Below are 19,420 nucleotides of genomic sequence, written 5' to 3' on the forward strand. Positions count from 1 at the left end.
CCTGACCCCATGCCGAACTCAGAAGTGAAACGCCGTAGCGCCGATGGTAGTGTGGGGTCTCCCCATGTGAGAGTAGGGAACTGCCAGGCATCAAACAAGAAGAACCCCGTACCGGAAGGTGCGGGGTTTTTTGCTGTGTGGCGTCTATCCCCCCGGTGGCGCTGCGCTTACCGGGGCTACAGACCGCGTAGCCCGGAAAAGGTGCGCAGCACCGCCTCCGGGAAAATCCCACCTATATCACCGCTATTGCCTCTTTAACCAACTCGCAATAAACGTCGCGATCTGTGGAATATTATTTAAATCCAACAGCGGAAGTGACGTCGCGATGGGCACATCGCTGGCCACTGCTATCGTATGTTCATCAATCACTAACTCTTCTACACGATGTCCGCTGTTTTGCCGGAAAAGCAGGATCTTCGGTACAGGTTCATGCTTAAAACCCTCCACCAAAACGAAATCCAACTTTTCCGGATCCATTCTGCTTACCAGCCATTGAAGATCTAATTCGGGTTTATCAGGGGTTTCTGTCATCAGCGCCCAACGCTGCGCGCTTGCGACAATAGTTTGCGAAGCGCCAGCTTTGCGCAATTCGTAACTATCCTTGCCTGGCTTATCGACATCCATATCATGATGAGTGTGCTTAATCAGCCCCGGGCGTAATCCTTTGGCGCAGAGTGCAGGGATGAGGCGTTTTAATAGTGTTGTTTTCCCGGTACCGCTCCATGCGGCGATCGCCAGTAATGGGATCATGATGGCTCCTGCATCTGCTGCAAATCATCCAGCGTATTCACATTGATGAATGCTGATTTCACATCGCTGAAATTCACCGGGTGCCCGCCCACTTGACGCATAAAGACCATCACCCGGCGTTCTCCATGAGCCAGATAAGTCTCCAGCTCCGGAATAATTCGTCGGTGGACTAATGCAACGGCGGGATGATCGCGCTCGCCATCGTGTACCCAAACCACCGGCGCTGAAGCTTTCTGTTTTACCAAACGCTCGACCAGAAAAGAGGGGATGAACGGCGTGTCGCAGGGGCAAAATACAAACCATGGGCTATCTACCTGCTGCATAACGGCAAGCATTCCGGCCAGTGGGCCTGGAAAATCAGCTTGGGTATCGCGATAAACGGCATATCCGCTGGTATGCCAATACTCTAGATTGCGATTAGCGCTAATCACTAATCTGCCTACCTGCGGCTCTAATGAATCCGCAACGTGACGCCAGAGAGGACGACCATTCAGCAACTGCAATCCCTTATCAACACCGCCCATGCGCGTAGCTCTTCCACCCGCCAGCACGACACCGGTTATTGCCTCGCTTTGCATATTAATATCGCCTCTTTCATTGTGGGATTGACCCTGTTAACTTGTCCCTATCAAGAGTAAGGAGCATGACTATGAAATGTAAACGCCTGAATGAAGTAATTGAACTTCTCCAGCCAGCCTGGCAAAAAGAACCTGAACTGAACCTGATGCAATTCTTGCAGAAACTGGCGGCGGAAGCAGGTTATAAAGGTGAACTAGCCGATCTTTCTGATGATATTCTGATTTATCACCTGAAGATGCGTGATTCATCGAAAGAGGCCGTCATCCCGGGTATTCAGAAAGATTATGAAGAGGATTTTAAAACCGCACTGTTACGCGCGCGCGGTGTTATTAAAGAGTAAAAGGTTGTAAGTGCTGCCGCGAAACCGGCTACGAGATGATATCCTGAAGCATTCGTACGATTATCGGATGTCAGGATGCACGATAACGCTTTTACTTTTCAGACGCTTCACCCGGATACCATCATTGATGGATTATTCGATCTGGGAATGCGGGTCGACTCCGGTCTGACTCCGCTTAATAGCTATGAGAACCGTGTTTACCAGTTTCAGGACGAAGACCGCCGCCGCTATGTGGTGAAGTTCTATCGTCCTGAACGCTGGTCTGCAGAACAGATCCTCGAAGAACACCAGTTTGCGCTTCAACTCGTAGAAGATGAAGTGCCCGTTGCCGCGCCGCTCTTATTTAACGACAGCACGCTACATCAACATCAAGGATTCTTCTTTGCCGTCTTCCCAAGCCTCGGCGGCCGCCAGTTCGAAGCGGATAATCTTGACCAAATAGAATGGGTCGGGCGCTATCTTGGCCGCCTGCACCAGACCGGTCGTAAGCAGCGTTTTAATGCGCGCCCGGAGATTGGCGTACAAGAATATCTGTTGGAACCACGTCAGGTATTCGAACAGGCGACGCTTATTCCATCTGGCCTGAAGGCTGATTTCCTGAGTGCGGCTGATAAACTCATCGATGCTGTCAGGGCACGGTGGCACGGGCGTGCGGATACGCTTCGTCTGCATGGCGACTGCCACGCCGGCAATATCCTGTGGCGCGATGGTCCGCTGTTTGTTGATTTAGATGATGCCCGCACCGGCCCGGCAGTACAGGATCTCTGGATGCTGCTGAATGGCGATAAAGCCGAACAGCGCATGCAGCTGGAGACCATCATTGAGGCCTATGAAGAATTCAGTCCGTTCAATACGGACGAAATCGCTCTCATCGAACCTTTACGCGCCATGCGTTTAGTTTATTATCTGGCGTGGCTGCTCAGGCGTTGGGACGATCCTGCTTTCCCTATAAATTTCCCATGGTTAACCGGGGAAGATTATTGGCGCGGGCAGACTGCAACATTTCTTGAGCAGGTGAAGGTTCTGCAGGAACCCCCTCTTCAGTTAACGCCAATGTATTAATGTGATATATCAGGAGAGAAATAATCATGAAAAAAATTTGGCTGGCGCTGGCTGGTATGATTCTGGCTTTCAGTGCATCCGCTGCCCAGATCACCGACGGCAAGCAGTACACCACCCTTGATAAGCCGGTTGCAGGCGAACCTCAGGTCCTTGAGTTCTTCTCATTCTACTGCCCGCACTGCTATCAGTTTGAAGAAGTGCTGCACGTTTCCGACAACGTACGTCAGAAACTGCCGGAAGGCACCAAAATGACCAAGTATCACGTTGAATTCCTGGGCCCGTTGGGTAAAGACCTGACCCAGGCGTGGGCTGTGGCGATCGCGCTGGGCGTTGAAGATAAAGTAACCGCGCCGATGTTTGAAGCGGTACAGAAAACCCAAACCGTGCAGTCCACTGCCGACATCCGTAAAGTCTTCGTTGATGCGGGCGTGAAAGGTGAAGATTACGACGCGGCATGGAACAGCTTTGTGGTGAAGTCTCTGGTCGCCCAACAAGAGAAAGCCGCAGCCGATTTACAGCTGCAGGGCGTTCCGGCGATGTTTGTTAATGGTAAATACCAGCTGAACCCGCAGGGTATGGATACCAGCAATATGGACGCGTTTGTCTCCCAGTACGCAGATACTGTGAAACAACTGGTTGAAAAGAAATAAAAAAAATGCCGGTCACTGACCGGCTTTTTTTATCGACTCTATAGTCACGACTTTTCGTTACCCTGCATAATGTCAGTGAGCTGACGATCTTTTTCTTCCCAAAGCCCATTCAGCCAGCGCTGGAAACCGCGCTTAAAGTTTTTATCATTGACGTAATCACCGTGTAGTTCCTCGCCAATCGGCACCAGATTAATACGTACCACGATGCGCGTCAGGCGACCGCTTAACATATCGTAAAACGGCCTGGCATTATTGTCCGGATAGCACAGCGTAACGTTCAGTAGCTTATCGAACTGTGCGCCGAGGACGTTTAATGCCATCGCAATGCCCGCAGCTTTAGGCGGCAATAGGTTGTGGTAAGGCGAGCGCGTCTCGCGCTTCTTTTCTACGGTAAACCTTGAACCTTCAACGAAATTGACGATGGTTGTCGGATGAGAACGGAATTTTTCACATGAGCGGCGAGTCGTTTCGACGTCTTTACCGCGGCGTTCCGGGTGGCGCAGTAAGTAGCCGCGCGAATAGCGGCGCATAAAAGGCATATCAAGCGCCCAGCAGGCCAGGCCGATAAAGGGTACCCAGGCCAACTGCTGCTTGAGGAAGTATTTATTCATCGGGATATGCTTGCGAAACAGAACGCAGAGCACCACGATGTCCGCCCAGCTGTGATGGTTGCTGATAAGTAGATACCAGTTCTTTTTATTCAGCCCTTCCAGCCCCTGAACATCCCATTTCAACCATGGGTTGAGATGCAGCAGCAGCGCCAGTCCTTCGCACCAGCAATACATCATGAAATTGCAAAAAACAGAAATAGAACGCCAAACCGCCGGGATAGGTACCAGCAGTTTAATCAGCCCGGCGATGATAATCGGCACGGAACAGATAATGGTGACTAAGATGGTAAGGGCGATACTCAGCGGGAGTGTTATCGCAGCGAGTAATCTCGACATAGTTAGTTTATTCAGAAAGTTAGGCCGGCAAAGAACGTTCTTAAACCGCGCAAGGGGCTGATTTTACCAGAAAACGCGGCAAATAACGGGTCTTACCAGAACAGAAAAAAATGCGAATCTTATATCCACATGGAACATTGAGTCATCATGAAGCATATATAGACTTAGATGTATATTTAATACATTGATATATAATGATTTATAAGATTCTTTGTCACATGGTTTAGGCTTTTTTGGCTGAGGCGATAAAACTATGCACAAAGTTATCCACAGATAATATTGTGCAGCGATTCACCTCTGCGATGAATCTTTTCGGCTAAATGCGGGAAAAATTCAGGATTTCATGCCCGTCTGTGGCATCCTTTACCCATAATCTGATAAACAGGCACGGAAATTATGGTTCAGATCCCAGAAAACCCTCTCATCCTCGTCGACGGCTCCTCTTACCTATACCGGGCTTACCACGCCTTCCCGCCGCTAACCAATAGCGCAGGGGAGCCTACCGGCGCAATGTACGGCGTGCTGAATATGCTGCGTAGCCTGATCCTGCAGTATCAGCCGACGCATGCCGTCGTGGTATTTGATGCCAAAGGGAAAACTTTCCGTGACGAATTGTTTGAGCACTACAAATCACATCGTCCGCCGATGCCGGACGATCTACGCGCACAGATCGAACCGCTGCACAAGATGGTGAAGGCGATGGGGCTGCCGCTGATGGCGGTGCCTGGCGTTGAAGCGGATGACGTTATCGGCACGCTGGCCCGCGAGGCGGAAAAAGTGGGCCGTCCGGTACTGATTAGCACCGGTGACAAAGATATGGCGCAACTGGTGACGCCGGGCATTACCTTAATCAACACCATGACCAACACTATCCTCGGCCCGGAAGAGGTCGTGAATAAGTACGGCGTACCGCCGGAACTGATTATTGATTTCCTCGCGCTGATGGGCGACTCCTCAGATAACATACCTGGCGTTCCGGGCGTTGGGGAAAAAACGGCGCAGGCGCTACTGCAGGGATTGGGTGGTCTGGATACGCTCTATGCGGAACCAGAAAAAATCGCCGGGCTGACCTTCCGCGGCGCGAAAACGATGGCGGCGAAGCTGGAGCAGAACAAAGAGGTGGCCTACCTCTCTTATCAACTCGCCACAATAAAAACCGATGTGGAGCTGGATCTGGGTTGCGAAGAGCTGTTAGTTGCGCAGCCGGCGGCTGATGAACTGCTGGCGCTCTTTAAGCAATATGAATTCAAACGTTGGATCACCGATGTCGAATCCGGTAAATGGCTACAGGGGAAAGGCGCTAAACCAGCGGCGAAACCAGCTGAAGCCGCGGTGATTGTGGAAGAAGAGGTCGCCGCGACGCTCTCTGCTGAGCATTATGTGACAATCCTGGATGAAGCGACGCTGGTCGAATGGATTGCCAGATTGAAGAAAGCGCCGCTATTTGCTTTTGATACCGAAACGGATAGCCTCGATAACATTTCCGCCAATCTGGTTGGCCTGTCATTCGCGATTGAGCCTGGCGTTGCGGCTTATGTGCCGGTAGCCCATGATTATCTCGACGCGCCGGACCAGATCCCACGTGAACGCGTGCTGGAGCTGCTCAAGCCGCTGCTGGAAGATGACAAGGTGCTAAAAGTAGGGCAAAACCTGAAGTACGATCGCGGCATCCTGGCCAACTACGACATTGAACTGCGTGGTATTGCCTTCGACACCATGCTGGAATCCTACACCCTCGACAGCGTCGCGGGCCGACATGATATGGATAGCCTGTCCGATCGCTGGTTGAAACACAAAACCATCACCTTTGAAGAGATTGCCGGTAAGGGGAAAAATCAGCTCACCTTTAATCAGATTGCGCTGGAAGAGGCAGGGCGTTACGCCGCGGAAGATGCTGACGTGACGCTACAACTGCATCTGAAGATGTGGCCGCAACTACAGCAGCATGAAGGCCCGCTGAATATCTTTAAAAATATCGAGATGCCGCTGGTGCCGGTGCTGTCGCGGGTTGAGCGCAACGGCGTGAAGATCGATCCGGCGGTGCTACATGCGCATTCGCAGGAGATCGCTAAGCGGCTGGTTGAGCTGGAACAACGCGCCCATGAAATTGCCGGTGAGGAGTTCAACCTCTCTTCTACCAAACAGTTGCAAACCATCTTGTTTGAAAAGCAGGGCATCAAGCCGCTGAAGAAAACGCCTGGCGGCGCGCCGTCGACTTCTGAAGAGGTGCTGGAGGAACTGGCGCTGGATTACCCGCTGCCGAAGGTGATCCTCGAGTATCGTGGGCTGGCGAAGCTTAAATCGACCTATACCGATAAGCTGCCGCTGATGATTAACCCGAAAACCGGCCGCGTTCATACTTCGTACCATCAGGCGGTGACGGCGACCGGGCGTCTCTCTTCGACCGATCCTAATCTGCAGAACATTCCGGTGCGTAATGACGAAGGTCGCCGTATTCGTCAGGCGTTTATCGCGCCTGAGGATTACCTGATTGTGTCTGCCGACTATTCGCAGATTGAGCTGCGCATCATGGCGCATCTGTCGCGTGATGAAGGGCTGCTGAAGGCTTTTGCTGAAGGTAAGGATATTCACCGTGCCACCGCGGCAGAGGTGTTTGGCTTACCGCTGGAAAGCGTCAGTAATGAACAGCGCCGCAGCGCGAAGGCGATTAACTTTGGCCTGATTTACGGCATGAGCGCATTTGGTCTGGCGCGTCAGCTGAATATCCCGCGTAAAGAAGCGCAGAAGTATATGGATCTCTATTTCGAACGCTACCCGGGCGTACTGGACTACATGGAACGTACCCGCGCGCAGGCGAAAGAGCAGGGTTATGTCGAAACGCTGGAAGGGCGTCGTCTGTATCTGCCGGATATCAAATCCAGCAATGGCGCGCGCCGCGCGGGCGCGGAACGTGCAGCGATTAACGCTCCGATGCAGGGAACGGCGGCGGATATTATTAAACGGGCAATGATCGCCGTTGATGACTGGCTGCTGAGCGAAAAACCGCGCGTGCGGATGATCATGCAGGTACACGATGAACTGGTGTTTGAAGTGCACAAAGACGATCTGGATAGCGTATCGAAGAAGGTACATGAGTTAATGGAAAACAGCACCACGCTTGCAGTGCCGTTATTGGTGGAAGTCGGTAGCGGTGAAAACTGGGATCAAGCGCACTAAGTGGGCAATCTGTAAGGCTCTTTTTTGTAAGTTAGCAACATAACTTATAGATTTTTGTGATGGTCATTTGAATTTATTATGTAAATAGTGAAAAAAAACTACAAAAAGTGCTTTATCCATAACCGAAAGAAGAGTAAAGTTATTCGCGTAGGGTACAGAGGTAAGATGTTCTATCTTTCAGACCTTTTACTTCACGTAATCGGATTTGGCTGAATATTTTAGCCGCCCCGGTCATTTATGACCGGGGCGTTTTTTATTGCGCGAAAGAAAAGTTTTACGCGCTGACAACAGCGTAAAATGAACGTCCGGATAGGGCGCTGGGCGCCATTATCCGGAAAAAGCGGGGGTTACTCTACGTCTTCGGCGGCTTCTTGCGGCGGGATGTCGTTAAACCAGCTATCCAGCTTCTGACGCAATTTATCCACGCCAGTTTTTTTCAGCGAAGAGAAAGGCTCAACCTGGATATCGCCATTGAAGGCCAGTACCGCTTCACGCACCATATTGACCTGCGCTTTACGCGCGCCGCTGGCGAGCTTGTCGGCTTTGGTTAGCAGGACCAGCACCTGAATATCGCTTTCTACCGCCCATTCGATCATTTGCTGATCGAGATCTTTCAGCGGATGACGGATATCCATCAATACCACCAGGCCTTTCAGGCACAGACGTTTTTCAAGATACTCACCCAGCGCCTTCTGCCATTTGATTTTCATCTCTTCCGGCACCTGCGCATAGCCATACCCCGGCAAGTCGACCAGGCGTTTACCTTCTGCGACTTCAAACAGGTTGATAAGCTGGGTACGACCCGGCGTTTTTGACGTACGCGCCAGGCTTTTCTGGTTAGTCAGCGTATTAAGGGCGCTGGATTTGCCCGCATTTGAGCGGCCAGCGAATGCCACTTCAATTCCGGTATCGGATGGAAGATGGCGGATATCAGGCGCGCTCGTGACAAAATGCGTCTGTTGATAATTCCAGTTGGTCAAGACTGTCGTCTCCGTAAAATCAGGCTATGGCGGGGATTATACCTGAAAGGCAGAAAAAGACTGTTTTTACCGCACATCGGCGTTGTAAGTAAAAACCATGCGGTTTGTGAGACATTGTCCATAAGGACTATACGAAATTTGTGAGAAAAACCTGACGCCAAATTCATTGATTATCGTTAAATCATACTGTTACAGGAAATTCTATATCCTTAAGCTGGCTTTTCATCCTACAGGTGGTTGTCGATTTTCGGCAAAGCGGTAAAGTAGTGGGCAAAGGCGAGGATGCCGGAGGATTACGACTCAGGACGAGGGGTCAGGAGCGCCAGGAGGCGAAGACCAGGATTGTCAGGATGACAAACGTCTGGAGACGTTTTAAAAGGGAAAGGGACAGAACAAGGACCGTTGGAAGCTAAGGGAAAGACAGGGTAAGTCGATAGCTGACATGGAAAGTGGAAACCCGTTAAGGGTTGTGAGTGCGGAAAAAGGCGACAGATTAATCTGTCGCCTTTTTTCTTTGCTTGCTTTCTGCTAGATTCCGCCTCAATTCTATACTGAAGAAAACTGTCTGAAGATCACACATCATGAAAAAACCGGCATCCGCATCGCGCGGTAAAGCACGTGGTAAGTCGCGTGAAGAGTTGAACCAGGAAGCACGCGACCGTAAACGTCAGAAAAAACACCGCGGCCATGCCGCAGGCAGCCGCGCCAGCGGCGGCGATGCTGCTTCAGCAGGCAAAGGCCGCAGCCAGCAGCTGGACCCACGCATTGGCAGCAAAAAACCGATCCCGCTGGGCGTGACTGAAAGCACCCCGGCCGTTAAGCAGCACAAACCAAAGAGCGAGAAACCTATGCTTTCACCGCAGGCTGAGCTGGATTTGCTGGAGAATGATGAGCGCCTGGACGCGCTGCTGGAACGTCTGGAAGAGGGCGGTACCCTGAATGCTGAAGAGCAGGCCTGGGTCGATGCTAAACTGGATCGTATTGACGCGCTGATGCAGCAGCTTGGCCTCTCCTATGATGACGACGAGGACGAGGAAGAAGAAGAGCGTCAGGAAGATATGATGCGTCTGCTGAAGGGTGGAAACTAACGTTTGCATCCCATCGGATTCCCGGTCCTGCTTATAACCCTTCTGGTTATATGTTATCTGCTGTGGTTATTCGTTAAACTAAGACGGTTGTCGCGGCGTCAAAAATGGCTGCGCAACCGGCTCATGACCCGAGGTGTGGTTGGGCCGGCACGGCGTACCCGTCGGCGGCATCATCGGAAGGAGTGAGCATGTCTGAGCAGTTAATCGACTGGGATCTGGCCCTTATCCAGAAATATAACTATTCCGGGCCGCGATATACCTCGTATCCCACCGCGCTGGAGTTTTCTCCGGCGTTCGGCGCTGCTGATTTTGCCGCCGCCGTCGCCCGTTACCCGCAGCGCCCGCTGTCGCTGTACGTCCATATCCCGTTCTGCCATAAGCTCTGCTATTTTTGCGGCTGTAATAAGATTGTCACCCGTCAGCAGCATAAGGCTGACCAGTATCTTGATGTCCTTGAGCAGGAAATTATTCACCGCGCGCCACTTTTTGCCGGCCGTCAGGTCAGCCAACTGCACTGGGGCGGCGGTACGCCGACCTATCTCAACAAAGCGCAAATCAGCCGCTTGATGAATCTGCTGCGTGGCCACTTCAGCTTTAACGCCGATGCGGAAATCTCCATCGAAGTCGATCCGCGTGAAATCGAACTGGATGTACTGGATCATTTACGATCCGCAGGGTTCAACCGTTTGAGCATGGGGGTGCAGGATTTCAATAAAGAAGTACAGCGCCTGGTGAACCGTGAACAAGATGAAGAATTCATCTTTGCGCTGCTGCGTCATGCGCGTGAGATTGGCTTCACATCGACCAACATCGATTTGATTTACGGTCTGCCGAAGCAAACGCCGGAAAGCTTTGCCTTCACGCTGCAGAAAGTCGCTGAACTCAATCCGGACCGTCTGAGCGTATTTAACTACGCGCATCTGCCCATGCTATTCGCTGCGCAGCGCAAAATTAAAGACGCGGATTTACCGAGCGCAGAGCAGAAACTGGATATCCTGCAGGAAACCATCGCTTCGCTTACCGACGCTGGCTATCAGTTTATCGGTATGGATCACTTTGCCCGGCCGGACGATGAACTCGCAATTGCCCAGCGTGAAGGCGTGCTGCACCGCAACTTCCAGGGGTACACCACCCAGGGCGATACCGACCTGCTCGGAATGGGCGTGTCGGCGATCAGTATGATTGGCGACTGCTATGCGCAGAACCAGAAAGAGCTGAAACAGTATTATCAGCAGGTCGATGAAAGCGGCACCGCGCTGTGGCGGGGTATTGCGTTAACCCGCGATGATTGTATCCGCCGGGATATCATTAAGGCCCTGATTTGCAACTTCCGTCTTGAGTTCTCGGCGGTTGAAACGCAGTGGGATCTTATCTTCAACGATTACTTTGCCGAAGATATGAAATTGCTGGCGCCGCTGGCGAAAGACGGGCTGGTGGATGTGGATGAAAAAGGAATACAGGTTACGGCAAAAGGCCGTCTGTTGATTCGTAATATCTGTATGTGCTTCGATGCCTATCTGCGGCAGAAAGCGCGCCTGCAGCAGTTCTCTCGCGTTATTTAAGCGAATCCCGGTGAGCCAGCTCACCGGGCGTTCATTTCACCGCTGAGTCCGGTGTTATTCCATTCCCAGCTCTTTTAGCTTCCGCGTTAACGTATTTCGCCCCCAGCCCAGCAGACGAGCGGCTTCCTGCTTATGCCCTTGCGTATGACGTAGCGCGGTGGTGAGCAATGCACGCTCCATCTCCGGCTGCGCTTCTGATAGCAGGTTTTGATGACCGGAACGCAGGGCGCGGTCGGCCCATTGCCCCAGCAGCGTTGCCCAGCTATCCGGTTGGAGCTGCGTTGGGCTATCGGGAATCGACGTTTCGAACAGCTCGGACGGCAGATCCTGGGTCAGTACCTCCTGGCCTGCTGCCATCACCGTTAGCCAGCGACAGGTGTTCTCCAGCTGTCGCACGTTACCGGGCCAGGCCAGTCGCGTCAGCGCCGCTTCCGTTTCCGGATGCAATTGCTTGGCTTCGACGCCCAGTTCACGGGCGGCAATCTGCAGGAAGTGGCGCGCCAGGCGCGGAATATCTTCCCGGCGTTCGCGCAGCGGCGGCAAATGCACGCGAATCACGTTCAGGCGATGGAACAAATCTTCACGGAACTTTCCTTCCTGCACGCGTAGCTCAAGGTTCTGGTGAGTCGCGGCAATAATCCGCACATCGACTTTCACCGGCGCATAGCCGCCAACGCGATAAAATTGGCCGTCAGCCAGCACGCGCAGCAGTCGCGTCTGAACATCCAGCGGCATATCGCCAATTTCATCAAGGAATAGCGTACCGCCATCGGCCTGCTCAAAACGCCCCTGACGGACGGTATTGGCGCCGGTAAAAGCCCCTTTTTCATGGCCGAACAGTTCCGATTCAATCAAATCTTTCGGAATGGCCGCCATGTTAAGGGCGATAAACGGCGATTTGGCGCGTGGACTGTGGCGATGCAGCGCGTGGGCGACCAGCTCTTTACCGGTACCTGATTCGCCGTTGATCAGTACGCTGATTGAGGAGCGTGACAGGCGGCCAATGATGCGAAACACATCCTGCATCGCCGGCGCTTCGCCAATAATATCGGCCGTCGGGCTGCTGACCGGCGTATTACGCGGCTGCTGCTGCTCCTGATAATGGCTAATCGCACGGTCAACCAGCGCTACAGCCTCATCAATATCAAAAGGTTTCGGCAGGTAATCAAAGGCCCCCTGCTGATAGGCGCTGACGGCGGCATCGAGATCCGAGTGCGCGGTCATAATGATGACCGGAAGCATCGGATGGCGTTGTTTAATCTGCTTTAACAGCGCCAGGCCGTCCATCCCAGGCATGCGAATGTCGGAAAGTAAAACGTCCGGCGTTTTGGTAGTGAGGGCATCAAGCACCTCATTGCCGCTCTCAAACGTGGTGCAGCTTAAACCCGCTCCGGTGAGTGCGCGTTCAAGCACCCAACGGATGGAGCTATCGTCATCGACTACCCAGGCTATCCCTCGTTGCATAAACACCTCTATTTCCGAATAGGCAGGTATACCGAGAACTCGGTATGGCCAGGCCAACTGGTAAATTCAATTTTGCCGGAGTGCTGATCGATAAGACTGCGGGCGATGGAAAGCCCAAGACCGGTGCCGCCTTCGCGGCCGCTAACCATGGGGTAAAACAGCGTATCCTGCAGATGGGGCGGGATACCGGGCCCGTTATCTTCCACGTCGATACGCGCCGCCAGACGGTAACGTACGCCGTGGAGCGTGAGCTGAAAGGCGGTACGGGTGCGCAGGATGATTTCGCCGCCTTCGGGCCCCAGGGCCTGCAGCGCGTTGCGCACGATATTCAGCAACACTTGCTCGATTTGTTCCGGGTCGTGGGCCAGCTCAGGCAGGCTCGGGTCGTAATCACGGATCAGTTTGACGTTATCCGGCAACTCCATGGAGACCAGCGCCACCACGCGCTCCGCGACTTTATGAATGCTTTCTGTGATGTGCATACCGGGATGCTGCGGCCCCAGCAGGCGATCGACCAGGTTACGTAACCTGTCTGCCTGTTCAATAATCACCTGGGTATATTCCATCAGCGCGGGATCCGGTAGCGCTTTACTCAATAGCTGTGCCGCGCCGCGCAGGCCGCCGAGCGGGTTTTTAATCTCATGCGCCAGACCGCGCACTAAATCGCGCGCCGCCACCTGCTGAGCATGCTGCAGCTGTTCCTGGCTCAAACGTCGCTGATTATCCATCGGCGACATCTCAAGCAGGATATAGCCTTCAGGCAGGCGCTGAGCGGTGAGGGAGAGAATGTGCGAGCGGCCGTCAATCACCAGCGTCACTTCATTATCCGTGAAGCCCTGACCCGCCTGCAGGCTCTCCTGCATCAGGCCAATGTTTAACGAAAAGTAGCTCAGCAATTCTGGCAGCGGTGTACCGAATAATTTACGCGAACTTTGCGCCAGTAACTGCTGGGCAGCCGGGTTGGCATAATGCACCGCGAGGTCGTCATCGACTAATAAAATGCTGTGGATCAGCGAGTTGAGGATCTGCCCAGCATCGGGCTGTGTGCCTGTTGCCATCTGACAGTCTCCTGAAATGGTTGCACTATTTTAGTGCAGTATAGCTTTTTATTGGTAAAAAGCGCGAGAGATCAGCGTGTTGCTGGTGAAAAAAGCCCATCCTGAGATGGGCTGAAAGTTTCCACGGCAACAAAACATCCCTGGTGTCCCGTGCCACAACACGGGAACACCATGGATTTACAGCAAAATCAGACGCTGTAGTACAGTTCGAACTCAACCGGGTGCGGAGTCATACGTACGCGGTCGTTTTCTTCAATGCGCAGGGCGATGTAAGCATCGATAGCTTCGTCAGTGAAGACGCCGCCTGCGGTCAGGAACTCGCGGTCTGCGTCCAGAGCCTGCAGGGCTTCTTCCAGAGAACCTGCAACCTGCGGGATTTCTTTCGCTTCTTCCGGCGGCAGATCGTACAGGTTTTTGTCCATCGCATCGCCAGGATGGATTTTGTTTTTAATACCGTCCAGACCGGCCATCAGCAGCGCGGCAAAGCACAGGTATGGGTTGGCAGCCGGGTCCGGGAAGCGCACTTCGATACGACGCGCTTTCGGCGAGGCAACCACCGGAATACGGATGGAAGCAGAGCGGTTACGGGCGGAGTAAGCCAGCATAACCGGCGCTTCGTAACCCGGGACCAGACGCTTGTAGGAGTTGGTGGTCGGGTTCGCCAGGGCGTTGATCGCTTTAGCGTGCTTGATAACGCCGCCGATGTAGTGCAGCGCTTGCTCAGACAGTCCCGCGTATTTGTCGCCGGAGAACAGGTTTACGCCGTTCTTGGACAGGGACATGTGGCAGTGCATGCCGGAACCGTTATCGCCAAACATTGGTTTTGGCATGAAGGTTGCGGTTTTACCGAAACGGTGAGCGACGTTGTGTACAACGTATTTGTAGATCTGAATTTCGTCCGCTTTTTTGGTCATGGTGTTGAAGCGGGTGGCGATTTCGTTCTGACCTGCAGTTGCCACTTCGTGGTGGTGAGCTTCAACAACCAGGCCCATCTCTTCCATGATCATACACATGGTAGAACGGATATCCTGAGAGGAGTCTACCGGCGGAACCGGGAAGTAACCGCCTTTCACGCCCGGACGGTGGCCTTTGTTGCCGCCTTCGTATTTGGTAGAAGAGTTCCATGCGCCTTCGATATCGTCAATGGCCACGTGGGAACCAGAGATGGATGCGCCAAAGCGGATGTCGTCGAACAGGAAGAATTCTGGTTCCGGCCCGAACAGAACGGTGTCGGCGATGCCGGTGGCGCGCAGGTATTCTTCAGCGCGCTTGGCGATAGAGCGCGGGTCGCGGTCGTAGCCCTGCAGGGTGCCTGGTTCCAGGATATCGCAGCGGATGATCAGCGTCGGTTCTTCGTAGAACGGGTCGATCAGCGCCGTGGTGGCATCCGGCATCAGGACCATGTCGGATTCGTTAATACCTTTCCAACCGCCAATCGAGGAGCCATCAAACATTTTGCCTTCTTCAAAGAATTCGGCATTTACCTGATGGGAAGGAATCGTGACGTGCTGTTCTTTACCTTTGGTATCGGTGAAGCGCAGATCGACAAACTTCACTTCGTGCTCGTTCAGCATCGTCAAAACGTGTTCAGCGGACATACTTAAACTCTCCCGGATTGGTCATTGTCGTCGTGGTAACGAACTTCTTACTGCTTAAAAGTGGCGTTGTTGCCTTAAAAAATATAAAGCGAAATCTGTGCCAACTTTTAAAAGTACGGTAAAACGCTGTATCATGCGCACCATAGTGCAAAAGGACTGCACCATGATGGAGATAATGCACCAAAATAGTGCTTCAATGTGAACGTTGAGCACCATTTTGGTGCAATTTTTATTACGGTGCCCTTTTATCGCTCCGTGAAAGCGGTCACAAACAAACTCTGCAATACTTGTTTGCGGAGGATCTTTGTGATCCTGTTCAGTCCTTCGCTTAATACGTGTACAATAACGCGCTATTTCTAATGCCTGAGGCAAAGTTGTGATCGAAAATCTGCGTAATATCGCCATCATCGCGCACGTCGACCATGGTAAAACTACCCTGGTTGATAAGCTGCTACAGCAATCCGGTACGTTCGACGCACGTACTGAAGCACAAGAACGTGTGATGGACTCCAACGATTTGGAGAAAGAGCGTGGGATTACCATCCTCGCTAAAAACACTGCAATCAAATGGAATGATTACCGTATCAACATCGTTGATACCCCAGGGCACGCCGACTTCGGAGGTGAAGTTGAGCGTGTTATGTCCATGGTTGACTCTGTGCTGCTGGTGGTTGATGCCTTTGACGGCCCGATGCCGCAGACGCGCTTTGTTACCAAAAAAGCGTTTGCTCACGGTCTGAAGCCGATCGTGGTCATCAACAAAGTTGACCGTCCGGGCGCGCGTCCGGATTGGGTTGTCGACCAGGTATTCGACCTGTTCGTTAACCTCGACGCGACCGACGAACAGCTGGACTTCCCGATCGTTTACGCTTCCGCGCTGAACGGTATCGCGGGTCTGGACCACGAAGACATGGCTGAAGACATGACCCCGCTGTACCAGGCGATTGTTGACCGTGTACCGGCGCCGGACGTTGACCTTGACGGTCCGCTGCAGATGCAAATCTCCCAGCTCGACTACAACAACTACGTTGGCGTAATCGGCATTGGTCGCATCAAGCGCGGTAAAGTGAAGCCGAACCAGCAGATCACTATCATCGATAGCGAAGGGAAAACCCGTAACGGTAAAGTCGGTAAAGTACTGACTCACTTGGGTCTCGAGCGTATCGAGAGCGACGTAGCCGAAGCCGGCGACATCATCGCGATCACCGGTCTGGGCGAGCTGAACATCTCCGACACCATCTGCGACCCGCAGAACGTCGAAGCGCTGCCGGCGCTGTCTGTTGATGAGCCGACCGTATCTATGTTCTTCAACGTCAACACCTCTCCGTTCTGCGGTAAAGAAGGTAAGTTCGTTACCTCTCGCCAGATCCTGGACCGTCTGAACAAAGAGCTGGTGCACAACGTTGCGCTGCGCGTCGAAGAAACCGAAGACGCCGATGCGTTCCGCGTTTCTGGCCGTGGCGAACTGCACCTGTCCGTTCTGATTGAAAACATGCGTCGTGAAGGTTTCGAGATGGCGGTTTCCCGTCCGAAAGTTATCTTCCGCGAAATCGATGGCCGTAAACAAGAGCCATTCGAAAACGTAACGCTGGACGTCGAAGAGCAGCACCAGGGGTCTGTCATGCAGGCGCTGGGCGAGCGTAAAGGCGACCTGAAAAACATGAATCCAGACGGTAAAGGCCGCGTACGTCTCGACTACGTGATCCCAAGCCGTGGTCTGATCGGCTTCCGTTCAGAGTTCATGACCATGACTTCTGGTACCGGTCTGCTGTACTCCACCTTCAGCCACTACGACGATGTTCGTCCGGGCGAAGTGGGCCAGCGTAACAACGGCGTACTGATCTCTAACGGTCAGGGTAAAGCGGTTGCGTTCGCACTGTTCGGCCTGCAGGATCGCGGTAAGCTGTTCCTCGGCCACGGCGCTGAAGTTTACGAAGGTCAGATTATCGGTATTCACAGCCGTTCTAATGACCTGACGGTAAACTGCCTGACCGGTAAGAAACTGACCAACATGCGTGCGTCCGGTACTGACGAAGCAACGGTTCTGGTTCCGCCGGTTAAGATGACCCTGGAGCAGGCTCTGGAGTTCATCGATGACGACGAACTGGTAGAAGTTACTCCGACGTCTATCCGTATCCGTAAACGTCACCTGACCGAGAACGACCGTAAACGCGCTATGCGCGGTGCAAAAGAAGAGTAATTACCCTTCTTGCTACCCTTCAAACCTCGCCTCTCCGGCGGGGTTTTTTTATGCCTGTTCCTCATGCTTATCACCTGGGCGGCGCCAGTGTCGCTCCGGGAGAGAGCTCGGTCACAATTATTCTTAAAGCTTGCGGCAGCAATTGCTTTCTTTTTTTGCTCAATAGTAAGATGAGTCATCTGGTTTAAACCAAATGGATTAAACAATGACGAATAACCCATCCACTGTGGAAAATGCGAAAGAGAAACTGGACCTGTGGCTAAAGCAGGGCCTGACGGTATCGGGTGGAAAACTGCCGTCCGAGCGCGAGCTTGGCGAGTTGCTCGGTATCAAGCGCATGACGTTGCGCCAGGCGCTGCTCAGCCTGGAGGCGGAATCAAGAATATTTCGTAAGGACCGTAAAGGCTGGTTCGTTGCCCAGCCGCGTTTTAACTATAGCCCGGAGCTTTCGGCCAGCTTTCAGCGGGCAGCGATTGAACAGGGTAGAGAGCCTTCGTGGGGTTTTATCGAAAAGGTACGTACGACGGAGTATCCCGACGTCACGGAAGCTCTCTTTGCCACCTGTCCTGCGCAAGATTTATATCTGATAACCGGCTGGGGGGCGCTGGAAGGGCATAAAGTTTTTTATCATGAAACGTTTATCAACCCGAATGTTGCGCCGGAGTTTATTACCAGGCTAAAGAACCAATCTTTTTCTTCCGTTTGGGAGAAGAGTTATCATAAAAATGTTGTTATTAAAAAATTAGCTTTCAGGCCAGTGAGAATGTCCGGCGATGTAAGTAAATTCATCGGCGGGTCTGCCGGCATGCCCGCTATTCTGATTGAAAAACATCGTGCCGATAGTGCAGGTAATATCGTGCAAATAGATCTCGAATATTGGCGATTTGAGGCTGTGGATCTCTTTATTAACTTGTAGGTATTTTATGCTCACTAAAGATAACGCTGAGAAGATCGTTTCTCGCATTGATAATATTCCTCTTTATCTTCATGCTTATGCATATCATCTGAATATGCGGCTGGAGAGAATTTTACCGGTCGATTTATTGAAAATTGCGGATAGCCATCATTTAAAAGGTGTGAAAATACATGTCCTCGATGGTGAGCGTTACTCTCTTAGCTGTATGGATAATATGCAATTGGCCGCTTTTGGCGAGCAGGCAAAAGCGTTACGGTTGGATATTCATATAGAAACAAGCGCCTCCGATAAAGAGACCATCGATCAGGCCGTCGCTATCGCATTAAAGACCGGGGCAACCTCCGTTCGTTTTTATCCTCGTTACGAAGGGCCTTTACAAGAAGTTCTGGCAAGAATTACGGCTGATATTCAATATATTAAAGAGGCGTATAGCCAATCTGGACTCACTTTTACCATTGAACAACATGAAGATTTAAAAAGTATCGAGTTGGTTAATCTGATTAAACAAAGCGAGATGCCGTCGCTATCGCTGCTCTTTGATTTTGCCAATATGATCAATGCCAATGAACGACCGCTTGAGGCGTTGGCAGCGATGTCACCCTATGTCACTCAGGTTCACATTAAAGATGCCTGTATCATTGCGGAAAATGGCGGGCTTGGGCACCGGGCCTGTAACTCAGGTCTGGGTGATATGCCGTTTAAGGCGCTGCTGACTGAGTTAATTTGTCTGGGCCAGGAGCAACCACAGGTGATGGCGTACGGACTGGAAGAAGAAGTTGATTATTACGCGCCGCCTTTCCGCTTTGCGGCTGAAGGCGATAACCCGTGGATCCCGTGGCGACAAATGAGCGAAACGCCTCTGCCTGATACAACGCAACTTGAAGCCCGGCTGGATAAAGAAAAACAGGATGCGATCGCCCAGTTAAATTTTGTCAGGGACACCTTACACGATATAAAAAATGATGCTCTGAAAGTGCTTTCTCGCTAATTTTAATTAAATTTGGTATTTATGGCCGCTATTTTAATTTAATAGCTAAATGTTCCATGTC

16 protein-coding genes and 1 rRNA gene are annotated in these 19,420 nt (G+C 52.3%); 10 read left to right on the forward strand and 7 right to left on the reverse strand.

Annotation, left to right across the window (positions count from 1 at the left end):
* A 5S ribosomal RNA gene (gene rrf, locus PGR10_RS22990) occupies positions 1–89 on the forward strand; the annotation flags it as partial.
* 154 nt (positions 90–243) lie between these two features.
* Here rrf and mobB read toward each other — a convergent pair.
* Together mobB and mobA are read right to left on the reverse strand one after the other, a co-directional pair.
* On the reverse strand, positions 244–750 hold the full coding sequence (gene mobB, locus PGR10_RS22995) for a molybdopterin-guanine dinucleotide biosynthesis protein MobB (RefSeq protein WP_411325990.1): 507 nt from the start codon (positions 748–750) through the stop codon (positions 244–246).
* The gene (gene mobA, locus PGR10_RS23000) at positions 747–1,328 is read right to left on the reverse strand and encodes a molybdenum cofactor guanylyltransferase MobA (protein ID WP_430924173.1); all 582 of its coding nucleotides are present in this window, start codon (positions 1,326–1,328) and stop codon (positions 747–749) included. The genes mobB and mobA overlap by 4 nt, the downstream gene beginning before the upstream one ends.
* A gap of 71 nt (positions 1,329–1,399) precedes the next feature.
* On the opposite strand from mobA, the gene PGR10_RS23005 reads away from it, so the two are divergent.
* The 3 genes from PGR10_RS23005 (at position 1,400) to dsbA (ending at position 3,381) form a co-directional block, all read left to right on the forward strand.
* Positions 1,400–1,669 (forward strand): YihD family protein, encoded by a 270-nt coding sequence (locus PGR10_RS23005; RefSeq protein WP_015368982.1) that lies wholly within the window; start codon positions 1,400–1,402, stop codon positions 1,667–1,669.
* A 75-nt stretch (positions 1,670–1,744) separates the two neighbouring features.
* Positions 1,745–2,731: a serine/threonine protein kinase gene (locus PGR10_RS23010; RefSeq protein WP_411325991.1), complete on the forward strand. Its 987-nt coding sequence runs from the start codon at positions 1,745–1,747 to the stop codon at positions 2,729–2,731.
* Positions 2,732–2,757: 26 nt separating this feature from the next.
* Positions 2,758–3,381 carry a thiol:disulfide interchange protein DsbA gene (dsbA, locus tag PGR10_RS23015; protein ID WP_015368980.1) on the forward strand — a complete coding sequence of 208 codons (624 nt, stop codon included), beginning with the start codon at positions 2,758–2,760 and terminating at the stop codon, positions 3,379–3,381.
* A gap of 44 nt (positions 3,382–3,425) precedes the next feature.
* Here dsbA and PGR10_RS23020 read toward each other — a convergent pair whose 3' ends face one another.
* On the reverse strand, positions 3,426–4,328 hold the full coding sequence (locus tag PGR10_RS23020) for an acyltransferase (RefSeq protein WP_411325992.1): 903 nt from the start codon (positions 4,326–4,328) through the stop codon (positions 3,426–3,428).
* Positions 4,329–4,724: 396 nt separating this feature from the next.
* Here PGR10_RS23020 and polA point away from each other — a divergent pair, with 396 nt between their 5' ends.
* Positions 4,725–7,505 carry a DNA polymerase I gene (polA, locus tag PGR10_RS23025; RefSeq protein WP_087858756.1) on the forward strand — a complete coding sequence of 927 codons (2,781 nt, stop codon included), beginning with the start codon at positions 4,725–4,727 and terminating at the stop codon, positions 7,503–7,505.
* Positions 7,506–7,852: 347 nt separating this feature from the next.
* Here polA and yihA read toward each other — a convergent pair whose 3' ends face one another.
* Positions 7,853–8,485, reverse strand: a complete 633-nt coding sequence (yihA, locus tag PGR10_RS23030) for a ribosome biogenesis GTP-binding protein YihA/YsxC (RefSeq protein WP_430924174.1) — start codon at positions 8,483–8,485, stop codon at positions 7,853–7,855.
* A 581-nt stretch (positions 8,486–9,066) separates the two neighbouring features.
* Here yihA and yihI point away from each other — a divergent pair.
* The gene (gene yihI, locus PGR10_RS23035; protein ID WP_113374883.1) at positions 9,067–9,573 is read left to right on the forward strand and encodes a Der GTPase-activating protein YihI; all 507 of its coding nucleotides are present in this window, start codon (positions 9,067–9,069) and stop codon (positions 9,571–9,573) included.
* Positions 9,574–9,761: 188 nt separating this feature from the next.
* Positions 9,762–11,135 (forward strand): oxygen-independent coproporphyrinogen III oxidase, encoded by a 1,374-nt coding sequence (gene hemN, locus PGR10_RS23040; protein WP_430924176.1) that lies wholly within the window; start codon positions 9,762–9,764, stop codon positions 11,133–11,135.
* 54 nt (positions 11,136–11,189) lie between these two features.
* Here the strand turns inward: hemN and glnG are convergent, their stop codons facing one another.
* The 3 genes from glnG to glnA all read right to left on the reverse strand — a co-directional run bounded on the left by glnG (position 11,190) and on the right by glnA (position 15,255).
* Positions 11,190–12,599 (reverse strand): nitrogen regulation protein NR(I), encoded by a 1,410-nt coding sequence (glnG, locus tag PGR10_RS23045; RefSeq protein WP_087858753.1) that lies wholly within the window; start codon positions 12,597–12,599, stop codon positions 11,190–11,192.
* 8 nt (positions 12,600–12,607) lie between these two features.
* On the reverse strand, positions 12,608–13,657 hold the full coding sequence (gene glnL / locus PGR10_RS23050; protein WP_015368972.1) for a nitrogen regulation protein NR(II): 1,050 nt from the start codon (positions 13,655–13,657) through the stop codon (positions 12,608–12,610).
* 188 nt (positions 13,658–13,845) lie between these two features.
* On the reverse strand, positions 13,846–15,255 hold the full coding sequence (gene glnA / locus PGR10_RS23055; protein WP_015368971.1) for a glutamate--ammonia ligase: 1,410 nt from the start codon (positions 15,253–15,255) through the stop codon (positions 13,846–13,848).
* 376 nt (positions 15,256–15,631) lie between these two features.
* Between glnA and typA the strand changes: the two genes are divergently transcribed.
* The 3 genes from typA (at position 15,632) to PGR10_RS23070 (ending at position 19,359) form a co-directional block, all read left to right on the forward strand.
* Positions 15,632–17,455, forward strand: coding sequence for a ribosome-dependent GTPase TypA (gene typA / locus PGR10_RS23060; RefSeq protein WP_015368970.1), 1,824 nt, complete (start codon positions 15,632–15,634; stop codon positions 17,453–17,455).
* 205 nt (positions 17,456–17,660) lie between these two features.
* Entirely contained in the window at positions 17,661–18,371 is a 711-nt protein-coding gene (locus tag PGR10_RS23065) for a GntR family transcriptional regulator (protein ID WP_430924177.1), read from the forward strand.
* A gap of 7 nt (positions 18,372–18,378) precedes the next feature.
* Positions 18,379–19,359, forward strand: a complete 981-nt coding sequence (locus PGR10_RS23070; protein ID WP_087858751.1) for a sugar phosphate isomerase/epimerase family protein — start codon at positions 18,379–18,381, stop codon at positions 19,357–19,359.
* The last annotated feature ends 61 nt before the right edge of the window (positions 19,360–19,420 follow it).

The sequence above is a fragment of the Klebsiella sp. 141198 genome (genome assembly GCF_050600785.1).
In the GTDB taxonomy this organism is placed as follows: domain Bacteria; phylum Pseudomonadota; class Gammaproteobacteria; order Enterobacterales; family Enterobacteriaceae; genus Klebsiella; species Klebsiella aerogenes.